Genomic DNA, 19,150 nt, shown 5'->3' on the forward strand with positions numbered 1-19,150 from the left:
CGCGTCAGCCGAGCCTCTCGAACTGCATGCCTGCCCAGACCAGCCACCCCAGGCTGTACACGGTCGCGCAGAGCCCGAGCACGAGGGCCCAGCGCGCGATCGCCCGGCTCTCGACGGGGCGACGCAGCGACATGATCGCGGCGATGACCGCGACGACGGCGACCGGGATCCCCCAGCCGACGAAGAACGAAGCTCCGAGTGCCACGATCGCGGCGAGCAGAGCCCACGGCGCGAGCCTGGTGTCATCGATCTGGGCGGCTCCCGTCGACGGCTCCCACTCGGTCTCGTCCGGAGCATCGATGTCGGGGCCGCTCGCCACCACCGGTTCGATGCCGACGGGGCCGGTCGGCAGCCTGGTGTAACCGTCGCGGCGGGCGCCGGGGAGTCGCGCCGCCCCTGCCGGGTGCTCGACCTCGCCGCTGGGGCGTTCGATGCGCGCCGACGGCGTCGTCGAGTCCTTGGCGTCGGCGAAACCTGGGGCGTCGCTCATGCCGGCACCGCCTCGGCGATCTGGATCTCGGTCACCGGGAGGGTCGAGTCCGCACCGAACGCCAGCGTCGATGGACGGCGGCCCGACGAGATCAACTCAGATGCGAGTGCCGCGATCATCGCGCCGTTGTCGGTGCACAACGACAACGGCGGGATGCGCACCGTGACACCCGCTGCTTCGGCTCGTTCGAGAGCGACCTCGCGCAGACGCCGGTTCGCGATCACTCCTCCGCCCAGCAGCAGTCGCGGGACACCGAGGTCGGCGCAGGCGGCGAGCGCCTTCGTGACGAGCACGTCGACGACGGCCTCACGGAAGCTCGCGGCGACATCCGCGACCGGGACGTCGATGCCGTCGGCCTCGCATCGCTCGACCCACCGGGCCACAGCCGTCTTCAACCCGGAGAACGAGAAGTCGTAGCGGTGCTTCGCCAGGTCTGACGCGCGGGAGAGTCCCCGCGGGAACCGGATCGCGTTCGGGTCGCCGTCAAGAGCCGCACGGTCGATCTCCGGACCCCCCGGATACGGCAGCGACAGGAGGCGGGCGACCTTGTCGAAGGCCTCTCCCGCCGCATCGTCCATCGTCTCGCCCAGCAGCTCGACGTCGGTGGTGAGGTCGCGCACGTGCAGCAGCGAAGTGTGCCCGCCCGACACGAGCAGCGCGATGGTCGGGTATTCGAGAGGAGCGGAGTCGGCGGTGAGGATGTCGGCAGCGATGTGCCCGACGAGGTGATTCACCGCGTAGAGCGGCTTGTCGATCGAGACGGCCAGTCCCTTCGCCGCTCCGACTCCGACCATCAGAGCGCCCGCGAGTCCTGGACCACTCGTGACGGCGACCGCGTCGAGGTCGTCGAGGCGCACACCGGCCTCGGCGAGCGCGGCGTCGATCGAGGGCTGCAGCGCCTCGAGATGCGCCCGAGCGGCGACCTCCGGCACGACACCGCCGTACCTTGCGTGCTCGTCCATGCTCGACGCGATGGTGTTCGAGAGCAGGGTGCGTCCGCGGACGATGCCGATGCCCGTCTCGTCGCAGCTCGTCTCGATGCCGAGGACCAGTGGTTCGCTCATGCGGTCGTCTCCTCGGCGGTTGTGGCGGATGCCGGGTGACGGCGCAGCTCCAGACGCATCACGATCGCATCGACGTCGTCCGGCTGATAGTAGTGCGGACGACGCGCGAGCTCCTCGAACCCCTCGGCGAGGTAGAGCCCCTCGGCGGAGGGATTGTCGGCTCGGACCTCGAGGAACACCTCACGCGCGCCACGCTCCACGGCTGCCGAGAGCAACGCGCGAAGAAGCGCCCTGCCCCTCCCCTGCCCCCGGTGCTCGGCGAGGAGGGCGATGGTCTGGATGTCGGCATCGGCGCTGCCGCGAAGGGCGCGCACCCCGCCGTATCCGATCACGACGCCGTCGTGCTCGTCCACGAGATATCGACCGTGCGGGCTCTGCAGCTCGGCCGACATGGTCTCGGAGCTCCAGGCATCGGTGGGGAACGACCGGGTCTCGATGGCCATGATCGCGTCGAGGTCTTCGGGCGTCGCGTCGCGGAGAGTCATGTCCCCACCTTCTTCGGCGCACCGGGAAGGGTCACATCGGGGTGGCGCATGTAGAGGGGTTCATCGCCCGTGAGCGTGCGGCCCGCAGCGAGCGCCCGTGCTCCCACCCGCGCCAGATCCGATGCGGACAGCGTCGTCACGTCGATGCGGCGGACACCGTCGAGATGCGCGTCGGCATCCACAGCCCGCACCAGGACGGTCTCGGCGACGACAACCGGGATCCCGTCCGCATCGACACCGTCGAAGACCGTGATCGCGACTTCACGGCGGCGCGCGTCGGTGACGATCGCGAACGGCGTCGTCTCGGTCTCGAGCATCGTGAGTGCTGCCGCGAAGTGGCTGGGGACGGGGACGACCGGGAGGCCGCGTCCGAGCGCGAAGGCGCGTGCCGTGGCGATGCCGATGCGCAGCCCGGTGAACGGACCGGGGCCCATGCCTGCTACCACGTGTGTGACGTCGCCGTCGCCCGCCTCCTGGAGCGCATCGACGAGCAGGTCGCCGATCACCTCGGCGTGGCCGAGGGGGTCGGCGGCGCCGACTTCGGCCCGTCGCGCCCCGTCGGCATCGATGAGGGCGACAGCCGTGCCCAGAGAAGTGTCGACGGCAAGGATCACGACTCCAGATTAGCCGTCGTCACGCTGGGAACGCGGTCAGCACCAGCCCGGGCCGCGTATCAGCCGAGCGGAGCGCGCAGGGGGTAGTCCTGGTCCTCGAGGATCACCTGCGAGGCGGCTCCCGTCGTGCGGTTGACGATCACGGGAGCCAGCAGGTTCACGCTCACACCATCGGCTCCGGGGTGGGCGACCACGAGGATCAGCGCGTCTTCGGCCGATCCGAGCGCCAATCCGCCGGCCTGCTCGTCGGTGAGGATCGGCGCGTACTCGCTCAGCACCGAGCTCGGGTCGATGAGGTACAGGCGCAGGTCGGCGTCGTCGACGGCCCGCATCGCGAACAGGCCGTCCGCACCGTCGATCGGCGCGAGGGCGAAGTCGACATGCGGCGCGAAGCCGGGCGGAGGGGCGAGGAAGGTCAGCGCGACGGTCATCGCAGGAAGTCCATGAGCGAGGGCTGGAGCACGCGCGCGTTCACGGCGAGCGCCGAGCGGTACACGAGCTCCTGCGCCTGCAGGCGCACGAGCACCTCGATCGAATCGACGTCCTCGACCGCGACTCTGCGGGATTCGAGGGACACGGAATTCTGCACTGCCGCCTCCTTGGCGCGTTCGATCTGAGATTGCCGGGTGCCGACCGAACCCTGCACTCCCAGCATGGCAGTTCGACGGCTGTCGATCTCTGCCAGCCGGGGACCGACGTTCGTGCCGGAGCGAAGATCGGCGACGATCTTGTCGACGAGGGCGAACACCGAATCGTCTCCGGTGCCATAGACGGCGGCGCCGTCGGTGTCGACACGCACCGATGCCGCGTCGGACACCCGCCGGGAGACTTCCGCCCCCGGCACACCACTGTGGCTGTAGTCGGCCGCGAACGCGGCCGTGTCAGAGGTCCCGGCGAACACCGAGCGGCCGAGCAGCCGGGTGTTGGCCTGGGAGAGCAGCTCTTTGCGGATGCCCTCGAGTTCGACGGCCAGGGCCTCTTTCGCCGTGGCATCGAGAGCGCCGTCGTTCGCGCCCTGAGCCGTCAGGTCGCGCACCCTCCCCAGCAGAGCAGTGCTCGCGGTGATGGCGCTGTCGGCCGCAGTGACCCAGGCCAGTCCGTCGTCGATGTTGCGCGCATACTGCTCGGTGCGGCGCTGCTCCGAATGCAGAGCCATGGCGGTGGCCGCGGCCGCCGGATCCTCGGAAGGGGTGGCGAAAGCACGCTGAGACGTCGCCTGCTCCTGCAGACGCGCCAGCTCGGTGAGGTTGGACTGCAGCTGGCGCATCGCCGTCTGCGTCATGGACGATGACGTCACTCGAGAGATCACGGTGCTCCTTCGATCAGCGTCCGACGAGACCCGTGCGGTTGATGAGCACGTCGAGCGCCTCATCCACCGCGGTCATCACGCGGGCTGCGGCCTGATAGGCGGTCTGGTAGGTGAGCAGGCTGATGGTCTCCTCGTCGCCGTCGACGGCGGCGACCGACTGCTGCGCCCCGACCGCGGCGACCGCGGCGGAGTCTGAGAGCTTGGCGCGCTGCACATCGGCGGCCGTAGCGACCCCGAACCTGGTGACCTGATCTGACCACAGCGCATCCGGAGAACCGGCACGACGGCCGATCTGGGAGATCAAGTCGGCGTTCGTCGCATCCAGCGCACCCGACCCGGGCGCTGCGAGTGCCAGCTCGGAGGCCGACCCGACGGCGACCGTCAAGCCGAGCGCTGCGGATCCGGTGGTGGGGAGGGTGAAGAAGTCGCCGCCGGCCTGGCCGGTGGAGGTGACGCCCGCCCGGTGCTGCGTGTTCATCGCGTCGGCCAGGGCCGTCGCCACCTTGTCGTAGGTCGCCGCGAGGCCGGCGAGCATGCCGCCATCGGCTGCGGGGGCGAGGACCGAGAGTGAAGCGCCGAGCTCGCCGCCGTCGATCGAGACGGGGAGGTCGGGTGCGGAGGCCCAGGAGAGGCTGAAGCGCTGACCGGAGTCGATCGAGGCCGGCCCCGTCAGCACGAGGTGGCGGGAATCGGAACCGGCGACCAGCGCGTTGCCGCCGAGCCGGACGGTCATCGTGCCGTCGCTCTCGATCGTCGCCGCGGCCCCGGACATCCTGGCCACGTTCTGCGCGAGGAGACTCCGCTGGTCCATCAGCTCGTTCGCCGAGCGGCCGGACGCGAGGGCATCGCGGATCTCGCCGTTGAGCACGGCGATCTGATCGGCGGTCGCATTCACCTGTGAGACGGTGCGATCGGCGGAGTCACGCGCGTTGCTCCACTGGGTGGCGACGTTGCGGTACCCGCCGGCGATGTGGGAGGCGAGCTCCTTGGCTGATTCCAGGATGCTGGACGCCGCGGCCCCCGAGTCCGGAGTGTTCGCGAGGTCCTGCCATCCGGACCAGAACTTCGACAGCCTGGCGGCCAGTCCGTTCGCGGTGGGCTCGGCGATTGAGGCCTCGATCGTGGTCGCGGCCACCGCCCGCGTGGACCAGTAGCCCGACGCACCGAGTGCGTCGCGGACCCTGGCGTCGAGCAGAGCGTCACCGAGGCGGGCCACGCCGTCGATCGAGACGCCGTGCCCCGGCAGGGCTCCGACGCTGAACCGACCGGTCTGCGCGACGGCTGAGACGGCTGAGGTCATCACGCGCTGGCGGGTGTATCCCTCGGTCTTCTGGTTGGCGATGTTCTGCCCCACCACGTCCATGCCGCGGCGAGCGGCTGCCAGTCCGCTGGCCGCCGTGTTCAATCCACTGAAGGTCGACATGATCCCCTCTCGGTCACATCTCGGTATCGATGATGCGCGCTGCGTCGTCGCGGGCGCGGTCGCCCTTGGTCGTGTATTCGCCGGTGTCGTGTCCGAGCGCGGCGATCGTCTCCTGGGTGGCGCGGAGCACTCCGCTGAGCTGCTCTGCGTTGGCGTCGCGCATCTGCTCGACCTCGGCGGCGAGCCTCGTGAGCGCGCGCATGTGGTCTGCGAACACGTCCTGCCACGCGCCTTCCGGCGCATGCTCGATCAGCTCGCGGATCGTCGCCGTCTCGGGAGCTCCCCACTCCTCGGCGACGGTCGCGACCTCGACGGTGCGGGCGAGTCCCGCGCCACGCAGCCGGTCGAGCACCTGGTCGATCTCACGCGCGGCAAACTGGATCCACTGGGATCGTCCGGCTGCGAGAAGCAGCTGCTGTTCGTCGAGCTTGAAGAGCAGCATCTCGAGCAGTTCGCGCTCGCGCCACAGCTGTATCGATAGTTCGTTGGCTCCCATGATCCCCTTTTCCCCAGTGATCGCCCCGCCTGACAACGCGGCCAAAGGTCACTATCGGCCATCGCTTGGCTAACGTTACTATGTGGAACGGCGATGGATAGTTCTCCCCATGTACAAATTACGACCTATGTGATATGTGCATCTATTCATCTCCTTGGAACTCCCGGAGTGCATCCAGAGAGGTGGATCATCCCCCATGTCGTCGCGCGCTGAGCGCAATCTGCTCGTCGAGAGCAACCTCCCCCTGGTCGGATACCTCGCCGCCGAAACCCACGCCCGTGCAACCCACATCCCCCGCGACGAGCTCGCCGCCGTCGGAGCGCTCGCGCTCGTGACGGCCGCCGATGCCTTCGACCCCGCACTGGGCGTCCCTTTCGGCGCCTACGCACGCCGCCGCATCCTCGGTGCGTTCGCCGATGAGATGCGCTCGATGGACTGGGCATCCCGCGGCATCCGCAAGCGCATCAAAGAGACGGTGGCGGTTCGCGAGACCCTCACCGCCGGACTCGGCAGAACGGCGACGGCCACCGAGGTCGCCACCGCGATGGGAGTACCCAAAGAAGTCGTCCTCGAGGCGTTCGGGGATGCCGCGCGAACCGTGACCACACTCGAGGATCCCGGCGCACGCGATGTGGCGGCCGAGATCCCGCTTCCCGAGGAGTCGGCGCTCGTGGGTGAGCGGCGCGAAGTGCTCGAGCAGGCCGTCGGCGCACTCCCCGAACGCATGCGCCGGATCGTGCAGGCGGTGTACTTCGACGAGCGACCGGTCAAGGAGATCGCCGAGGAGCTCGGTGTGACGCACTCCGCGGTGTCGCAACAGCGCTCGGAGGCTATCCGATTGCTGCGCGATGCTCTGGATCGATACTTCGCGGAAGGCGCAGCCCCCGTCACCACGACGCGCGTCTCCCCCGCAGCCCGCGATGCGTACTTCTCCCGGATCGCGGATGCGAGCAGCTCCCGGATCGCAGATGTCTTCCGGGAATCGACGCCCGCCTGACCGCTATCACCGCCCGCTCTGCTAACGGGCGCGCTCCCTCCGCCGATAGGTGTGGACGGGAGACCACGGATGGTCTCCCGCACAACAACATTCACGGAGGAGAACCCTTATGGGTATGCAGATCAGCACGAACGTGTCGGCACTCAACGCCTACCGCAACCTGTCCAACACGCAGAACGACCTGTCGAAGTCGCTCGAGAAGCTGTCCAGCGGATTCCGCATCAACCGCGCAGCCGACGACGCTGCAGGCCTCGCGATCTCCGAGGGCCTGCGTTCGCAGGTCAACGGCCTGAACGTCGCGGCCCGCAACGCCCAGGACGGCATCTCGGTCATCCAGACCGCGGAAGGCGCCCTGACCGAGGTCCACTCGATCCTGCAGCGCGTTCGCGACCTGACCGCTCAGGGTGCGAACGACTCGAACAACGCGAAGTCGCGCGACGCGATCCAGAAGGAGATCAACACCCTCGGTGATGAGCTCACCCGGATCGCCGGCAGCACGAACTTCAACGGCATCAAGCTGCTCTCGGGCGGCGACACGCTGACGTTCCAGGTCGGTGCGGGCTCCGTCGCCGCTGAGGACCAGATCTCGGTCGCCCTGACCGACTTCGCCACCCTCGGCGCCGACATCAAGACGCTCGCGGCGACCATGACGGACGCTGCGACGTACGGAACCGCGCTCGCGGGCATCGACACGCAGATCCAGGCGGTCTCGACCGCACGCGCCGGCTACGGTGCGCTGCAGAACCGCTTCGAGTCGACCATCAACAGCCTCAACGTGTCGGCGGAGAACCTCGCCGCTGCCGAGAGCCGTATCCGCGACACCGACATGGCGTCCGAGATGGTCAAGTTCACGTCGAAGAACATCCTGTCCCAGGCAGGTACGGCGATGCTGGCCCAGGCCAACCAGGCCAACCAGGGCGTGCTCCAGCTCCTGCGCTGAACCACGTCATAGGGTCCGGGCGCCCACCGGCGCCCGGACCCTGTCCGCTCCCGACTCGGAAAGGCGACCATGTCTCTCTCGCTCGACGGCCTCGTGTCCGGCCTGAAGACCACAGAGGTCATCAAGGCCCTGATGGAGGTGCACGCCATCCCCCGTTCGCTCCTCAAGGCGAAGATGGATGACAAGAACGGCATCGTCTCCCAGCTGCAGACCCTCAACACCGCGGTCCAGAACCTCGCCACCGCTGCCGAGAAGGCAGCCTCGCGCGACGGATTGGCCCGCTTCACGACCTCCTCGTCGTCGCCCACCGTCACCGTCGCCACGCGAACGGGCGCCGCTGCACTCGCAGCCGACATCGTCGTCGACAAGGTCGCCAAGAACCACACCATCGTCTCCGCCGCCTCGAAGGGCTGGCCGGTCGACCCGCCGGTGATCACCCTCCAGAATGCGAAGGGCGAGCGCGTGCAGGTCACGGCCGACTCCACCTCGATGCAGGATGTCGCCCAGGCCGTCAACGAAGCAGGCTTCGGCATCGTCGCCACCGCCGTGCCCGCCGGGCGCGACGCCGACGGCAACATGACGCACCGTCTTCAGCTGCGTGCGGCCGACTCCGGCGAGGCAGGACAGTTCCACGCCTACCGCGGCGACGTCGCCGCCGTCGAGGCCGGCACCGCATCCGACCTCGCCACCGAAGCCGGAGCGGCCGTGATCGACGTGGGCAGCAACGCCCAGCTGCGGCTGTGGGCCGGCACGAGCGCGGAGCAGGTGCTGACCTCATCGAGCAACACCTTCACCGACCTGTTCGACGGCGTCGACGTCACCGTCTCCGCTGCATCAGCCACACCCGTCACGATCGGCGTCGCCGTCGACACCGCAGCACGCACCAAGGCCTCAGCGGACTTCATCGCCGCGGTGAAGGACATCCTGACCCGCATCGACAACGGATCGAAGGCGACCGTCGCGGCGAACCAGGGCGAGAAGACGAAACTCGGCGTCTTCACCGGCGACAGTGCGATCCGGGGCCTGCGCAACGCCCTCGCCGACGCCGTGCAGCACCCGGTCGACGGGGTCTCCCCCTCCTCCATCGGCATCTCCTCCGACATGTACGGCGTGATGAGCTTCGACGAGGAGAAGTTCGCCGAAGCCCTCGCGAAGGATCCTGACGCGGTCGCCGGACTCTTCTCCGACATCGCCGCACGTGTGCAGGACACCGCCAAGGTGTACTCCGACAAATACGAGGGCCTGCTCACCACACGCATCACCGGCCAGCAGAGCGAGGTCAAGGGCCTCGGCGAGCAGATGGAGCGCTGGGATGTGCGCCTCGCACAGCGCAAGGCCTCGCTCGAGCGCACCTATGCCCGCCTCGAGGTGATGCTGTCGCAGATGCAATCGCAGTCGTCGTACCTCACCTCGCAGATCGCCGCCCTGCCGGGCTCGAGCTCAGGGAAGTGAGCATGAACGCCGCACTCCGCGCCCAGCAGCGCTACCGCGAGGATGCCGTCCTCTCGGCACCGCCCGAGCGTCTGGTGACGATGCTCTACGACCGCCTGCTGCTCGACATCGAACGCGGTGAGAACGCGCAGCGGGCCGAGGACTGGGTCGAGGCGAACGCGCAGCTGCAGCACGCGCAGGCGATCGTCTCCGAGCTGTCGTCGTCGCTGACCGACGACTGGAACGGCAGCGCCGGCCTGCGCTCCCTGTACGTGTTCCTCTCGCAGACGCTCATCGGCGCCAACATCGGTCGCGACCCCGAGCGCACGCACGCGTGCCACGAGATCATCTCCCCGCTGCGGGACGCCTGGCACGAAGCCGCACGGACCGTGGCCGAGGCGCGGTCGTGAGCGTCGCCGAATGGACCCTGATGCTCGATCGACTCGAGAGAGACGCTGAGCGGATCCTCGCCTCAGCGCCGGGCACCGCCGACATCGACGACATCGCACCGTGGATGCCGCCGGCCACATCGCTTCCGCCCGCACTCGCCGACCGGGCGCGACAGGTGGTCGAGCTCCAGCGTTCGGCGATGGAGCGCACCAGGGCCGATCTCGACGGCCTCAAGCAGCACCTCGGCGCCGTGAGTCGCATCCCGAGCACCCGGCGGCCGGAAGAGCCCGCCTACCTCGACGTCGACGGGTGAGACCGCTCTCTAACATCGCGGATCCTCCTGCCGATAGAGCAGTGAGAGCACGGATGGCTCGCAAGACTCGGCCATGGATCGGCCACACCAGCCACACACGGGGAGCCGGTTCGTGTTCGATTCTGTGACCATCAACGCGCTGACGAGTGCGCTCGACGGCCTCGCGCTGCGCCAGCGCGCGATCTCCGACAACATCGCCAACATCAACACCCCGAACTATCACGCCAAGCGCGTGCAGTTCGAAGATGCGCTCGCCCGCTCGATCGATGCGGGCGACGGGCGGGTCGGGGCGACGGTCGGCACCTCCCTCGAGCCGACGCGCCTGAACGGCAACAACGTCAACCTCGACACCGAGACCCTGTCCAGCATCGACACGATGCTGCGCTACCAGTTCGCCACGCAGGCCGTGAACGGGTCGTTCACGTCGATGCGCACCGCGATGAGGACCTCATGACCTTCGACGCGATCGGCATCGCCGGCACCGGACTGACCGTGCACCGCAAATGGCTCGACGCCATCAGCGACAACATCGCCAACATCAACACCGCCGCGCCGAGCAACGGGGCCGCGTTCCGCCAGCGGTACATCCTGGCCCAGACCAGCGACCAGTCACCCGGCGTCTACGTGGCAGGCACCGTGCAGGGCAGCGCGCAGGGACGCCTCGTGCACCAGCCCGACCACCCGCTCGCGGACGCGGACGGGTATGTGCGCTACCCCGACATCGATCTCGGCGACCAGATGAGCCAGCTCATCCTCGCCCAGCGTGGCTACCAGGCCAGTGCGGCGATCGTCGACCGCGCACGCAACTCCTACGAATCCGCACTGCAGATCGGACGCAGCTGATGACCCCCATCTCCGGCATCGAGGGCATCTCCTCGGCGTTCACCCTCGCCCCGCCGACAGGCCCCGCGAAAGCGACGGACGACACCGCCTTCGCGAACAGCGTGACCGGTGCGATCGACGAGCTGCGGTCGCTGCAGTCCGAGTCCGACAAGCTCAAGGTCGCCGCGGTCACCGGCGACCTCGACGACATCCACTCGGCGATGATCGCGTCCTCGCGCGCGTCGGTCACGCTCGAACTCGTCGCCGCCGTGCGCAACAAGGGCGTCGACGCGTTCAACGAGATCATGCGGATGCAAGCCTGATGCCCCAGGCCGTCACGAACGTGTTCCAGCGGATCGGACGCGTGATCGCGGGCTTCTCGCTCGCGCAGCGCACGATCGCGATCATCGGCGTCGCCGTGCTCGCGCTCGGGATCGTCGCTCTCTCCAGCTGGCTCAGTCGTCCCACCTACACCCCGCTGTTCTCCGGCATGAGCGCCTCCGATGCGAACGCCGTCGTCGAGCAGCTGCGGTCATCTTCGGTCCCCTACGAACTGGCCGACGGCGGGGCGACCGTGCTCGTTCCCGAGAAGGACGTCTACGACCAGCGGCTCGCGGCTGCCTCCGCAGGGCTTCCCGGCGCCAGCTCCGGCGGGTACTCGCTGCTGGACAAGATGGGCGTCACGACGAGCGAGTTCCAGCAGTCCGTGACCTTCAAGCGCGCGATCGAGGGTGAGCTCGCAGCGACCATCTCGTCGATCAAGGGTGTCACCGCGGCATCGGTGCAGCTCGCGATCCCGGAGGAGAGCGTCTTCGTCTCGGAAACGGTCGATCCCACCGCATCCGTGTTCGTCGAGACGTCCGGCAGCTCGACGCTCTCGCCGAAGCAGGTCGAGGCGATCGTGCATCTGACCTCAGCGGCGGTGAGCGGCATGAAGCCCGAGAACGTCGCCGTCGTGGATCAGAGCGGTCAGACGCTCTCGGCTGCGGGCGTCGGGACCACCGGCGGCATGGACCAGCAGGCCAGCGACTACGAGGCGCGTGTGACGGCGAGCGTGCAGCAGATGCTCGACACCGTCGTCGGGCCGGGCAACGCCAAGGTGACGGTGGTGGCCGAGATCGACCACTCGGCCAACGAGCGCGTCGAGGAGACCTACACGCCGGCCGAGGGTGCTCCCCCGCTCACCGAGCAGACCAGGACCGACCGGCAGAACGGCTCGAGCTCGAACGCCGGTGTGCTCGGTCCCGACAACATCGCGGTGCCATCGGCCGACGGCGACGGGACGTCGGAGTCCACCGAGACGTCGAAGACCAACGCGGTCAACAAGAGCACGCAGAGCACCTCCACTCCGGCTGGATCGCTGCTGCGCCAGTCGGTGTCGGTCGCGATCGACTCCGGTGCGGGCGGCGACCTGAGCACCGCGCAGCTGAGCGACCTGGTCGAGACCGCTGCCGGGATCGACAGCGATCGCGGTGATTCGATCGCGGTCGAGCTCGTCTCCTTCAACCAGACCAGCTCCGAAGCAGCGCAGACCGCACTCCAGGCGGCCAAGGAGGCCGAGGGCGCTGAGCGCCAGGCGGTCCTGCTGAACACCATCATCATCGCCGCGGCGATCGCCATCCCGCTGCTCGCAGGTCTCGCAGCCCTCATCATGCGCGCGCGGCGACGCAGCAGTGCCGCCACCGAGTTCGACCAGCTCTTCGGCGATCGTCCGCCCGCGCTCTCCGCCCTCGACGCGGGCGCGACCGCGGCGATCGATCAGTCCCCCACGACGCCCCTGGCGTTCCTCGAGACGGCGCCCGATCCGGAGCCTGAGCCTGACCCCGAGCCCGCACAGGTCAGCCTCGAGCGCCGTAGGGCGGAGATCGACTCCCTCACCCGGCAGGACCCGAAGCGCACGGCCGACCTGCTGCGCACACTCATCGACGACAGGCAGCAGGTATGACCGCACTGACCGACCGGCAGACGGCGGCCGTCGTGCTGATGAACCTCGACCGCGCCCAGGCCATCGAGGTGATGAAGCACCTCACGGAGGCGGAGGCGGAGGCCGTAGCCGCCGAGATCATCGACCTGCAGAATCTGGATGCGGCGACCACCGCCCAGGCCCTCGGACAGTTCCACCGGATCGCGTTGGGGCATCTGCCGCCGGCACGTGGCGGACGCGATATCGCCGCCGGCCTGCTGGAGGCCACCTTCGGCGCCGAGCGCGCCGCCGCCGTGCTGGGCAGAGTCGGCTCCTCCTCGATGGCTTCCTCCTTCGAGTTCCTCGGATCCGCCGATCCGGCGCAGCTGGCGACGATGCTCGACGGCGAACTCCCCCAGACGGTCGCCCTCGTGCTCGCGCACCTCCCCACCGATCGTGCCGCAGCCGTGCTCGCCGCACTCCCCGACCCCACCCGCACCGATGTCGCCCACGCCATCGCGACGATGGGGACCGCATCGCAGGAGGCGATCGCGATCGTGGCCGACGCGCTCAGATCTCGGACCGGCACCTTCGCCACCCGAGATGCACCCGAAGTGCTCGGGGGCGTCGAGCCTCTGGTGGAGATCATCGCCCGTTCCGGCGCGACCGTCGAGAAGGCGCTGCTGGCGAGCATCGAAGACCGCGACAGTGCCCTCGCGGAGGACATCCGCTCGCGCATGTTCACCTTCGCCGACATCGTCAAGCTCGACGACCGCGACACCCAGCGCGTTCTGCGGGGCATGGACATCCGTTCGCTGGCACTCGCGCTGAAGGGCGCACACCAGCCGATCGCCGACCTCATCCGTCGCAACGTCTCCGAGCGCAACCGGGAGAACCTCGACGAGGAGGCCCGCACGATCGGCCCGGTGCGCGTGTCGCAGGTGGAGGAGGCCAGAGCCGAGATCGTGCGCACGATCCGGGCTCTCGAGGCCGCAGGCGACATCACGGTGCAGCGCGCCGACGAGGACGAATATGTCTACTGACGCCTTCTCGCCGGTGCTGTTCCCGCGTCTGGACGCAGGCGGGGGCGGCGAGGAGCATGCCCGCGCTCGGATGCGCGGCTACGCCGACGGGCACGCGGAGGGCTTCCGCGCCGGTCTCGCCGAGGCCGAGTCGGCGCAGCGCCTCGCCGAAGACGAACGGAACGTGCGCGCGAGAGCTGCAGCCCACGAGCTCGAGCGCGCGATCGCGACGCTCCACGCGGCGGCTCGCTCCCTGGGCGATCGGGAGCGCGAGCTGACATCGGCAGCGCAGGAACAGGTGCTGAGCTGCGCGATCGAGCTCGCAGAGCTGATCATCGTCGGCGAACTCTCCGACGCCGGAGCCTCTGCCGCCGCTGCAGCCCGACGTGCGATCGCCGGTGTCGACCCCACCGAGATCCGCGAGGTGCGCCTGCATCCGGACGACCTCCGCACGCTTCAGGCATCCGCTGACGGGCTGGCCGCCTTCGCCCTCATCCCCGACGACACACTCGCGCGCGGCGACGCGGTTGCAACACTGGACCACGGCCACATCGATGCCCGGATCGGGAGCGCACTCGAGCGCGCCCGTCTCGCTCTGACCGAGGCCGGTGCATGAGCGCCTGGGGTGCGGTGCGCGAAGCGGTGCGACCGGAGCGGGTCGGTGCGGTCTCGCAGGTACGCGGTCTGAGCGTGCAGGTGCGCGGACTCGAAGGCGCGGTCGGTGATGTCGTGACACTCGACGGGGTCGATGCGGAGGTCGTCGCCATCGGGGAAGGGGGACTCCGATGCATGCCTCTCGGAGCGGTCGCCGGCCTCACGGTCGGAGCCCCGGTGCGCAGCCGCGGAGGTGCGCTGCGCGTGCCCACCGGACGCGCCCTGCTCGGACGCGTCTTGGACGGTCTGGGACGACCGATCGACGGCAAGGGACCGCTCACCGGCGCGATCCCGGTGACCCTGGACCACCCCACGCCCTCGATCATGGGGCGCGACCGGATCGACTCGCCGCTTCCGCTCGGAGTGCGCGCTCTCGACACGCTCGTGAGCGTCGGGCGAGGCCAGCGCGTCGGACTCTTCGCCGGCTCCGGAGTGGGAAAGTCCTCCCTGCTGTCGATGATCGCGCGGGGAACCGAAGCTGAGGTGACGGTGATCGCGCTCGTCGGCGAGCGCGGCCGTGAGGTGCGCGAGTTCATCGAGGACGACCTCGGGCCCGAGGGACTCGCCCGCTCCGTCGTGGTCGTCTCGACCTCGGACCAACCGGCCATGGCGCGCATCCGTGCGGCCTACACCGCCACGCGCATCGCCGAGGCCTTCCGCGATGACGGTGCCCACGCCATCCTGATGATGGACTCCCTCACCCGCGTGGCGATGGCGCAGCGGGAGATCGGCCTGTCCGCCGGGGAGCCTCCGGCCACCCGCGGGTATCCGCCGTCGACGTTCTCGCTCCTTGCCGGACTGCTCGAGCGCGCGGGTACCGACAAGCGCGGCTCGATCACAGGCATCTACACCGTGCTCGTCGACGGCGATGACCACAACGAGCCCATCGCCGACACCGTCAGGTCGATCCTCGACGGTCACGTCGTGCTCGATCGCGCACTCGCGCTGTCCGGGCACCATCCCGCGATCGATGTGCTCGGCTCCGTGTCGCGGGTGGCCGGCAAGGTCACCGTCCCTGAGCGCAGGGCGCACGCGGCGACGCTGCGTGCTGTGCTCGCGGCCCGGCGCCGCGCGAACGACCTCATCGACATCGGTGCCTATCAGCCCGGCGCAGACGCCCGTATCGACGCCGCGATCGCCAACGAACGGGCCATCAGCGCCTTCCTCACCCAGCCCCTCGACGAGACGAGCGAGATCGGCGAATCATGGCGGCGACTGGACGAGCTCGTCGCAGCCTTCGGAGGAGTCTCATGAAGCGGTCCTTCTCTCTGGCCGGTCTCCTGCGCGTGCGCGAGATCCAGGAGCGTGCAGCGGCGCAGCGGCTCTCCCGTGCAGTGCTCGACGCCCGACACACCGAGGCCCGCGACCGATCGCTCCGCGCGCACCTGTCAGGAGTGGGGAACGAGGCCGTCGATGTCCGCTCCCTCGCCGCCCTCGCCGCGGCCAGAGTGGCGGGCCGGACCCTGCTCGCCGACCTCACGACACTGTCTGAGCTTCAGGAGCAGACGGTCGACCAGGCTCGCAGCGAGCATGCCGAGGCAAGGAGGGCGATGCGCGGACTCGACCGCCTCGCCCAGGCGCACGCCGTGAAGGTGCGCGCTGCCGAACTGCACGCTGAGCAGTCGGAGCTCGACGAGATCGGATCGCGGACCAGCGCGGAGGGCCAGCAATGACAACTCTCGGCATCATCGACCTGCTCGACGCGCGGGGGCCGCGACTGCCCGGATCGGCGTCGTCGTCGCGGAACGTCACGCCCGGAGCCGCGGCTTTCGCCGATGTCATCCAGGATGCCTCGCGCGCCTCAGCCGAAGACACGGATGGGGGCACCTCCGGCACGACGACCGATGATGCCTCGTCTGATTCGGCGAGCACACCCCCGGCCACCGCCGCACCGGTCCTGCCGACGATGCTCCCGACACCGGGAGCCGCGCTCACCACCGGCGCGCACGGGGTCGCAGAGGCCCCCGACGACGAATCGGCAGCCATCCTGCCCGCTGTTCCGGCGGAGTCCACGGCCGAGAGCACCGGTTCGACGAACGCCGAGGGGAAACCCGCCTCGGTCATCGCCGACGCCGCGGAACTCACCGCCGCCACGGCCGGATCGACCAGCTCGCCGGCGAACGCTACGGGAGCGGCCGCAGCAGCCACCCCAGTCGGGACCACCGGCGTACAACCACCGCCGGAGCCGGCGCCGAACCGCGCCCTCGCGACGAGTGCTGCCGCGCCCGCTGGAGTCACCGCCGCCGCTGCCGCCACCGCTCGCGGTGCATCTCCGGCCACCGAAGCAGCGCCCCTCGTCGGCACGGTCGACGACGACGCAGAAACCTCCGCCGCTCCCCCGCGCCTCGCCGTCGACAGCTCGACGCTCAGCGGCGCGGTCGCATCCGGACGGCCAGGCATCCGGACGGAGACCGACCGCCCCGGAACACTCGATGCGGCGACGACCGGCACCGATGCCTCGCCGGATGCTGCCTCCACACCTCTGCCGGCCAGCACGACATCCGCTCCGGCATCCGTCTCCGCGCCGACGCAGACCGCCTCCACGGGCGGAGAGCTCACCCCGCCACCCGCCGTCGGCAGCACCGCTGCTTCGACGGCCGCGGCACCGGCAGCTCCTCCGGTCGCCGTCTCCGTCGCCCGCCCCGTGCTGCTCCCCCAGATCACCGCGCCCGTGGTCTCGCTCGCGCAGGCTCCGGACGGCGACCACAGTCTCACGCTGACCGTGTCACCGGAGAACCTCGGTCCCGTGACGGTGCGCGCACACATCTCGGGCGGCGCCATCCACATCGAGCTCCATGCCCCGAACGAGCTCGGCCGCGAAGCGCTGCGTGCGATCCTCGTCGACCTCCGGCGTGACCTCGCCGCGGCAGCACCACACGCATCGCTCCTGCTCTCGACCTCGGATGACGGCCCCGGCTCGTCGAACCCGCAGAACTCCCCGAACGGCGGTTCCGCGAACGGCACGGCGACGGGAACGGCCGGTGGCCAGCCCCACGGTGGAGCAGCCGCGGGCCGAGGGGCCACCGGCACCCATCCCGGACCGGACGGCGACCCGCCCCTCCCCGACGGGACAGCTCCCGCCCCCTTTGTCTCGCCGCACGGCGGCATCGAAGTCTTCGCCTGATCCGAGAGGAAATCCATGACCGCGGTCGAACCCATCTCCGGCACCATCCCGCCCACCGGCGTGCAGACGGGCAGCACCACGCCTCCCACCGAGCGGAAGAAGACGCTCGACTCCGAGGTCTTCCTGAAGCTGCTGGTGACGCAGTTGACCAATCAGGACCCCAGCTCGCCCATGAACACCAACGAGATGATCTCGCAGACCACGCAGCTGGCCTCCATGGAGCAGCTGACCGCGCTCACGGCGACCTCGACCGAGAGCTTCGCGCTCAGCATGCGTCAGACCGCCGCCGCGCTGATCGGCCACGAGGCGCAGTACGTCGATGAGAAGGGCGTGACGCAGAAGGGCATCGTCACGTCGGTCTCGTACGCCGGCCCCATCCCGCTCGTCACCATCGGCGAAGCATCCATCCCCCTCGATGCCGTCTCCGGCGTCTCCGTCGCTCCCCGCCCGCAGTCCTGACCAGCCCCCTTCCAGAAAGGCATCACCATGCTCCGCTCTCTGTTCGCCGGAATCTCGGGTCTGCGTTCGCACCAGACCATGCTCGACGTCACGGGCAACAACATCGCCAACGTCAACACGACCGGGTTCAAGGCCTCGGCCGTGCAGTTCCAGGACTCGCTCTCCCAGCTCGTGCGCAACTCGATGATGCCGCAGCAGGCCGCCGGCGGTCAGAACCCCGCCCAGGTCGGTCTCGGCGTGCAGGTGGCCGGCATCAGCACGAACTTCGCCTCCGGAGCTCCTCAGCCCACCGGCGTGCCGACCAACCTCATGATCTCGGGCGACGGGTTCTTCGTCGTCCGGTCGGGCGGCGAGACCCTGTACACCCGCAACGGCGGCTTCTCGTTCGACGCGAGCGGCAAGCTGGTCTCGGCAGACGGCGCTCTCGTGCAGGGTTGGACGGCGCAGAACGGCGTCATCGTTCCCGGTCAGGGCATCGGCGACATCCGGCTGCCGGTCGGCGCTCTGAGCCCCGCCACGGCCACCACCACCGCCCGAGTCACCGGCAACCTGCCTTCCGGAGCCGCCGTCGGTGAGCAGCTGGTGCGCGACATCAAGACCTACGACGCCGAGGGCACGGCCACCTCTCTCCGCCTCACCTTCACCCGCACCGCCGGGGGATGGAACGTCACCGAGCCTGGCGGCACGAACACCGCCCTCACTTTCGTCGACGGCAAGCAGGCCGGAGCCTCCTCCATCGTCTCCGGCGGCGTCGCGGTCGACCTCTCCGCAGTCACCGGGTTCGCGGATGTCAGCGACCTGGCGATCAAGGAGCAGAACGGCAAGCCCGCCGGCACCCTGAGCTCGTACGCCCTGATGAACGACGGCAGCCTCGTCGGCACGTTCAGCAACGGTGACACCGAGGTGCTCGCCCGCGTGGCGCTGGCCGGCTTCGTCAACCCTGGCGGGCTCGAGAAGGCCGGCTCCTCGCAGTTCCGCCCGAGCGGCAACTCCGGTGAGCCGACGCTCGGGCAGGCGGGCACCGACGGCCTGGGCGGCATCATCAGCGGCGCGCTCGAGATGTCGAACGTCGACCTGTCGCAGGAGTTCACCAACCTGATCGTCGCGCAGCGCGGCTTCCAGGCGAACGCCCGCATCATCACCACCAGCGACGAGGTGCTGCAGGAGCTGACGAACCTCAAGCGCTGAGTCGTCGGAGGCCGCGGGAACTCAAG

Annotated in this window: 24 protein-coding genes; 16 read left to right on the plus strand and 8 right to left on the minus strand. The window is 69.4% G+C overall.

The features are described from left to right. Positions 1-4 precede the first annotated feature (4 nt). Genes ACIQTX_RS15815 through ACIQTX_RS15850 form a run of 8 tightly spaced genes read right to left on the minus strand, consistent with a single transcriptional unit; the run spans position 5 to position 5,881 of the window. Positions 5-490, minus strand: coding sequence for a hypothetical protein (locus ACIQTX_RS15815; RefSeq protein WP_402973827.1), 486 nt, complete (start codon positions 488-490; stop codon positions 5-7). Then, on the minus strand, positions 487-1,554 hold the full coding sequence (tsaD, locus tag ACIQTX_RS15820; protein ID WP_028502306.1) for a tRNA (adenosine(37)-N6)-threonylcarbamoyltransferase complex transferase subunit TsaD: 1,068 nt from the start codon (positions 1,552-1,554) through the stop codon (positions 487-489). The genes ACIQTX_RS15815 and tsaD overlap by 4 nt, the downstream gene beginning before the upstream one ends. Beyond that, on the minus strand, positions 1,551-2,039 hold the full coding sequence (gene rimI, locus ACIQTX_RS15825; RefSeq protein ID WP_402973831.1) for a ribosomal protein S18-alanine N-acetyltransferase: 489 nt from the start codon (positions 2,037-2,039) through the stop codon (positions 1,551-1,553). The genes tsaD and rimI overlap by 4 nt, the downstream gene beginning before the upstream one ends. Next, positions 2,036-2,653 (minus strand): tRNA (adenosine(37)-N6)-threonylcarbamoyltransferase complex dimerization subunit type 1 TsaB, encoded by a 618-nt coding sequence (tsaB, locus tag ACIQTX_RS15830; protein WP_402973834.1) that lies wholly within the window; start codon positions 2,651-2,653, stop codon positions 2,036-2,038. Before tsaB ends, rimI begins: the two co-directional genes overlap by 4 nt. Before the next feature lie 59 nt (positions 2,654-2,712). After that, on the minus strand, positions 2,713-3,084 hold the full coding sequence (locus ACIQTX_RS15835; RefSeq protein ID WP_402973836.1) for a flagellar assembly protein FliW: 372 nt from the start codon (positions 3,082-3,084) through the stop codon (positions 2,713-2,715). Continuing rightward, positions 3,081-3,962 carry a flagellin gene (locus ACIQTX_RS15840; RefSeq protein WP_028502302.1) on the minus strand — a complete coding sequence of 294 codons (882 nt, stop codon included), beginning with the start codon at positions 3,960-3,962 and terminating at the stop codon, positions 3,081-3,083. The genes ACIQTX_RS15835 and ACIQTX_RS15840 overlap by 4 nt, the downstream gene beginning before the upstream one ends. 13 nt (positions 3,963-3,975) lie before the next feature. Next, positions 3,976-5,385: a flagellar hook-associated protein FlgK gene (gene flgK / locus ACIQTX_RS15845; protein WP_402973839.1), complete on the minus strand. Its 1,410-nt coding sequence runs from the start codon at positions 5,383-5,385 to the stop codon at positions 3,976-3,978. A gap of 13 nt (positions 5,386-5,398) precedes the next feature. After that, positions 5,399-5,881, minus strand: a complete 483-nt coding sequence (locus tag ACIQTX_RS15850; RefSeq protein WP_028502300.1) for a flagellar export chaperone FlgN — start codon at positions 5,879-5,881, stop codon at positions 5,399-5,401. Between the two features lie 196 nt (positions 5,882-6,077). Here ACIQTX_RS15850 and ACIQTX_RS15855 point away from each other — a divergent pair, with 196 nt between their 5' ends. The 16 genes from ACIQTX_RS15855 (at position 6,078) to ACIQTX_RS15930 (ending at position 19,124) form a co-directional block, all read left to right on the plus strand. Continuing rightward, positions 6,078-6,878 carry a sigma-70 family RNA polymerase sigma factor gene (locus ACIQTX_RS15855; RefSeq protein WP_402973843.1) on the plus strand — a complete coding sequence of 267 codons (801 nt, stop codon included), beginning with the start codon at positions 6,078-6,080 and terminating at the stop codon, positions 6,876-6,878. A gap of 109 nt (positions 6,879-6,987) precedes the next feature. Next, positions 6,988-7,818, plus strand: a complete 831-nt coding sequence (locus tag ACIQTX_RS15860; RefSeq protein WP_021198928.1) for a flagellin — start codon at positions 6,988-6,990, stop codon at positions 7,816-7,818. A 69-nt stretch (positions 7,819-7,887) separates the two neighbouring features. Then, positions 7,888-9,270: a flagellar filament capping protein FliD gene (gene fliD, locus ACIQTX_RS15865; protein WP_402973847.1), complete on the plus strand. Its 1,383-nt coding sequence runs from the start codon at positions 7,888-7,890 to the stop codon at positions 9,268-9,270. A gap of 2 nt (positions 9,271-9,272) precedes the next feature. Next, positions 9,273-9,659, plus strand: coding sequence for a flagellar export chaperone FliS (fliS, locus tag ACIQTX_RS15870; protein WP_105527620.1), 387 nt, complete (start codon positions 9,273-9,275; stop codon positions 9,657-9,659). Beyond that, a complete protein-coding gene (locus ACIQTX_RS15875) occupies positions 9,656-9,952 on the plus strand; it encodes a hypothetical protein (RefSeq protein ID WP_105527619.1) in 297 nt (98 codons plus the stop codon). Before fliS ends, ACIQTX_RS15875 begins: the two co-directional genes overlap by 4 nt. A 112-nt stretch (positions 9,953-10,064) precedes the next feature. Continuing rightward, the gene (locus tag ACIQTX_RS15880; RefSeq protein ID WP_028502295.1) at positions 10,065-10,406 is read left to right on the plus strand and encodes a flagellar basal body protein; all 342 of its coding nucleotides are present in this window, start codon (positions 10,065-10,067) and stop codon (positions 10,404-10,406) included. Continuing rightward, positions 10,403-10,795: a flagellar basal body rod protein FlgC gene (locus ACIQTX_RS15885; protein ID WP_028502294.1), complete on the plus strand. Its 393-nt coding sequence runs from the start codon at positions 10,403-10,405 to the stop codon at positions 10,793-10,795. The genes ACIQTX_RS15880 and ACIQTX_RS15885 overlap by 4 nt, the downstream gene beginning before the upstream one ends. Beyond that, positions 10,795-11,097: a flagellar hook-basal body complex protein FliE gene (fliE, locus tag ACIQTX_RS15890; RefSeq protein ID WP_028502293.1), complete on the plus strand. Its 303-nt coding sequence runs from the start codon at positions 10,795-10,797 to the stop codon at positions 11,095-11,097. Before ACIQTX_RS15885 ends, fliE begins: the two co-directional genes overlap by 1 nt. Then, entirely contained in the window at positions 11,097-12,719 is a 1,623-nt protein-coding gene (gene fliF / locus ACIQTX_RS15895; protein ID WP_402973853.1) for a flagellar basal-body MS-ring/collar protein FliF, read from the plus strand. The genes fliE and fliF overlap by 1 nt, the downstream gene beginning before the upstream one ends. After that, complete coding sequence (fliG, locus tag ACIQTX_RS15900; protein WP_402973856.1) at positions 12,716-13,720, plus strand: flagellar motor switch protein FliG; 1,005 nt, start codon at positions 12,716-12,718, stop codon at positions 13,718-13,720. The genes fliF and fliG overlap by 4 nt, the downstream gene beginning before the upstream one ends. Next, complete coding sequence (locus ACIQTX_RS15905; RefSeq protein ID WP_402973858.1) at positions 13,710-14,315, plus strand: FliH/SctL family protein; 606 nt, start codon at positions 13,710-13,712, stop codon at positions 14,313-14,315. The genes fliG and ACIQTX_RS15905 overlap by 11 nt, the downstream gene beginning before the upstream one ends. Further along, on the plus strand, positions 14,312-15,607 hold the full coding sequence (locus ACIQTX_RS15910; RefSeq protein ID WP_402973861.1) for a FliI/YscN family ATPase: 1,296 nt from the start codon (positions 14,312-14,314) through the stop codon (positions 15,605-15,607). The genes ACIQTX_RS15905 and ACIQTX_RS15910 overlap by 4 nt, the downstream gene beginning before the upstream one ends. Next, a complete protein-coding gene (locus ACIQTX_RS15915; RefSeq protein WP_028502288.1) occupies positions 15,604-16,026 on the plus strand; it encodes a hypothetical protein in 423 nt (140 codons plus the stop codon). The genes ACIQTX_RS15910 and ACIQTX_RS15915 overlap by 4 nt, the downstream gene beginning before the upstream one ends. Next, positions 16,023-17,477, plus strand: coding sequence for a flagellar hook-length control protein FliK (locus ACIQTX_RS15920; protein ID WP_402973864.1), 1,455 nt, complete (start codon positions 16,023-16,025; stop codon positions 17,475-17,477). The genes ACIQTX_RS15915 and ACIQTX_RS15920 overlap by 4 nt, the downstream gene beginning before the upstream one ends. A gap of 15 nt (positions 17,478-17,492) precedes the next feature. Then, complete coding sequence (locus ACIQTX_RS15925) at positions 17,493-17,936, plus strand: flagellar hook assembly protein FlgD (protein ID WP_402973867.1); 444 nt, start codon at positions 17,493-17,495, stop codon at positions 17,934-17,936. A gap of 27 nt (positions 17,937-17,963) precedes the next feature. Then, positions 17,964-19,124 carry a flagellar hook protein FlgE gene (locus tag ACIQTX_RS15930; RefSeq protein WP_402973870.1) on the plus strand — a complete coding sequence of 387 codons (1,161 nt, stop codon included), beginning with the start codon at positions 17,964-17,966 and terminating at the stop codon, positions 19,122-19,124. The last annotated feature ends 26 nt before the right edge of the window (positions 19,125-19,150 follow it).

The sequence above is a fragment of the Microbacterium sp. NPDC090281 genome, assembly GCF_044769635.1.
In the GTDB taxonomy this organism is placed as follows: Bacteria; Actinomycetota; Actinomycetes; order Actinomycetales; family Microbacteriaceae; genus Microbacterium.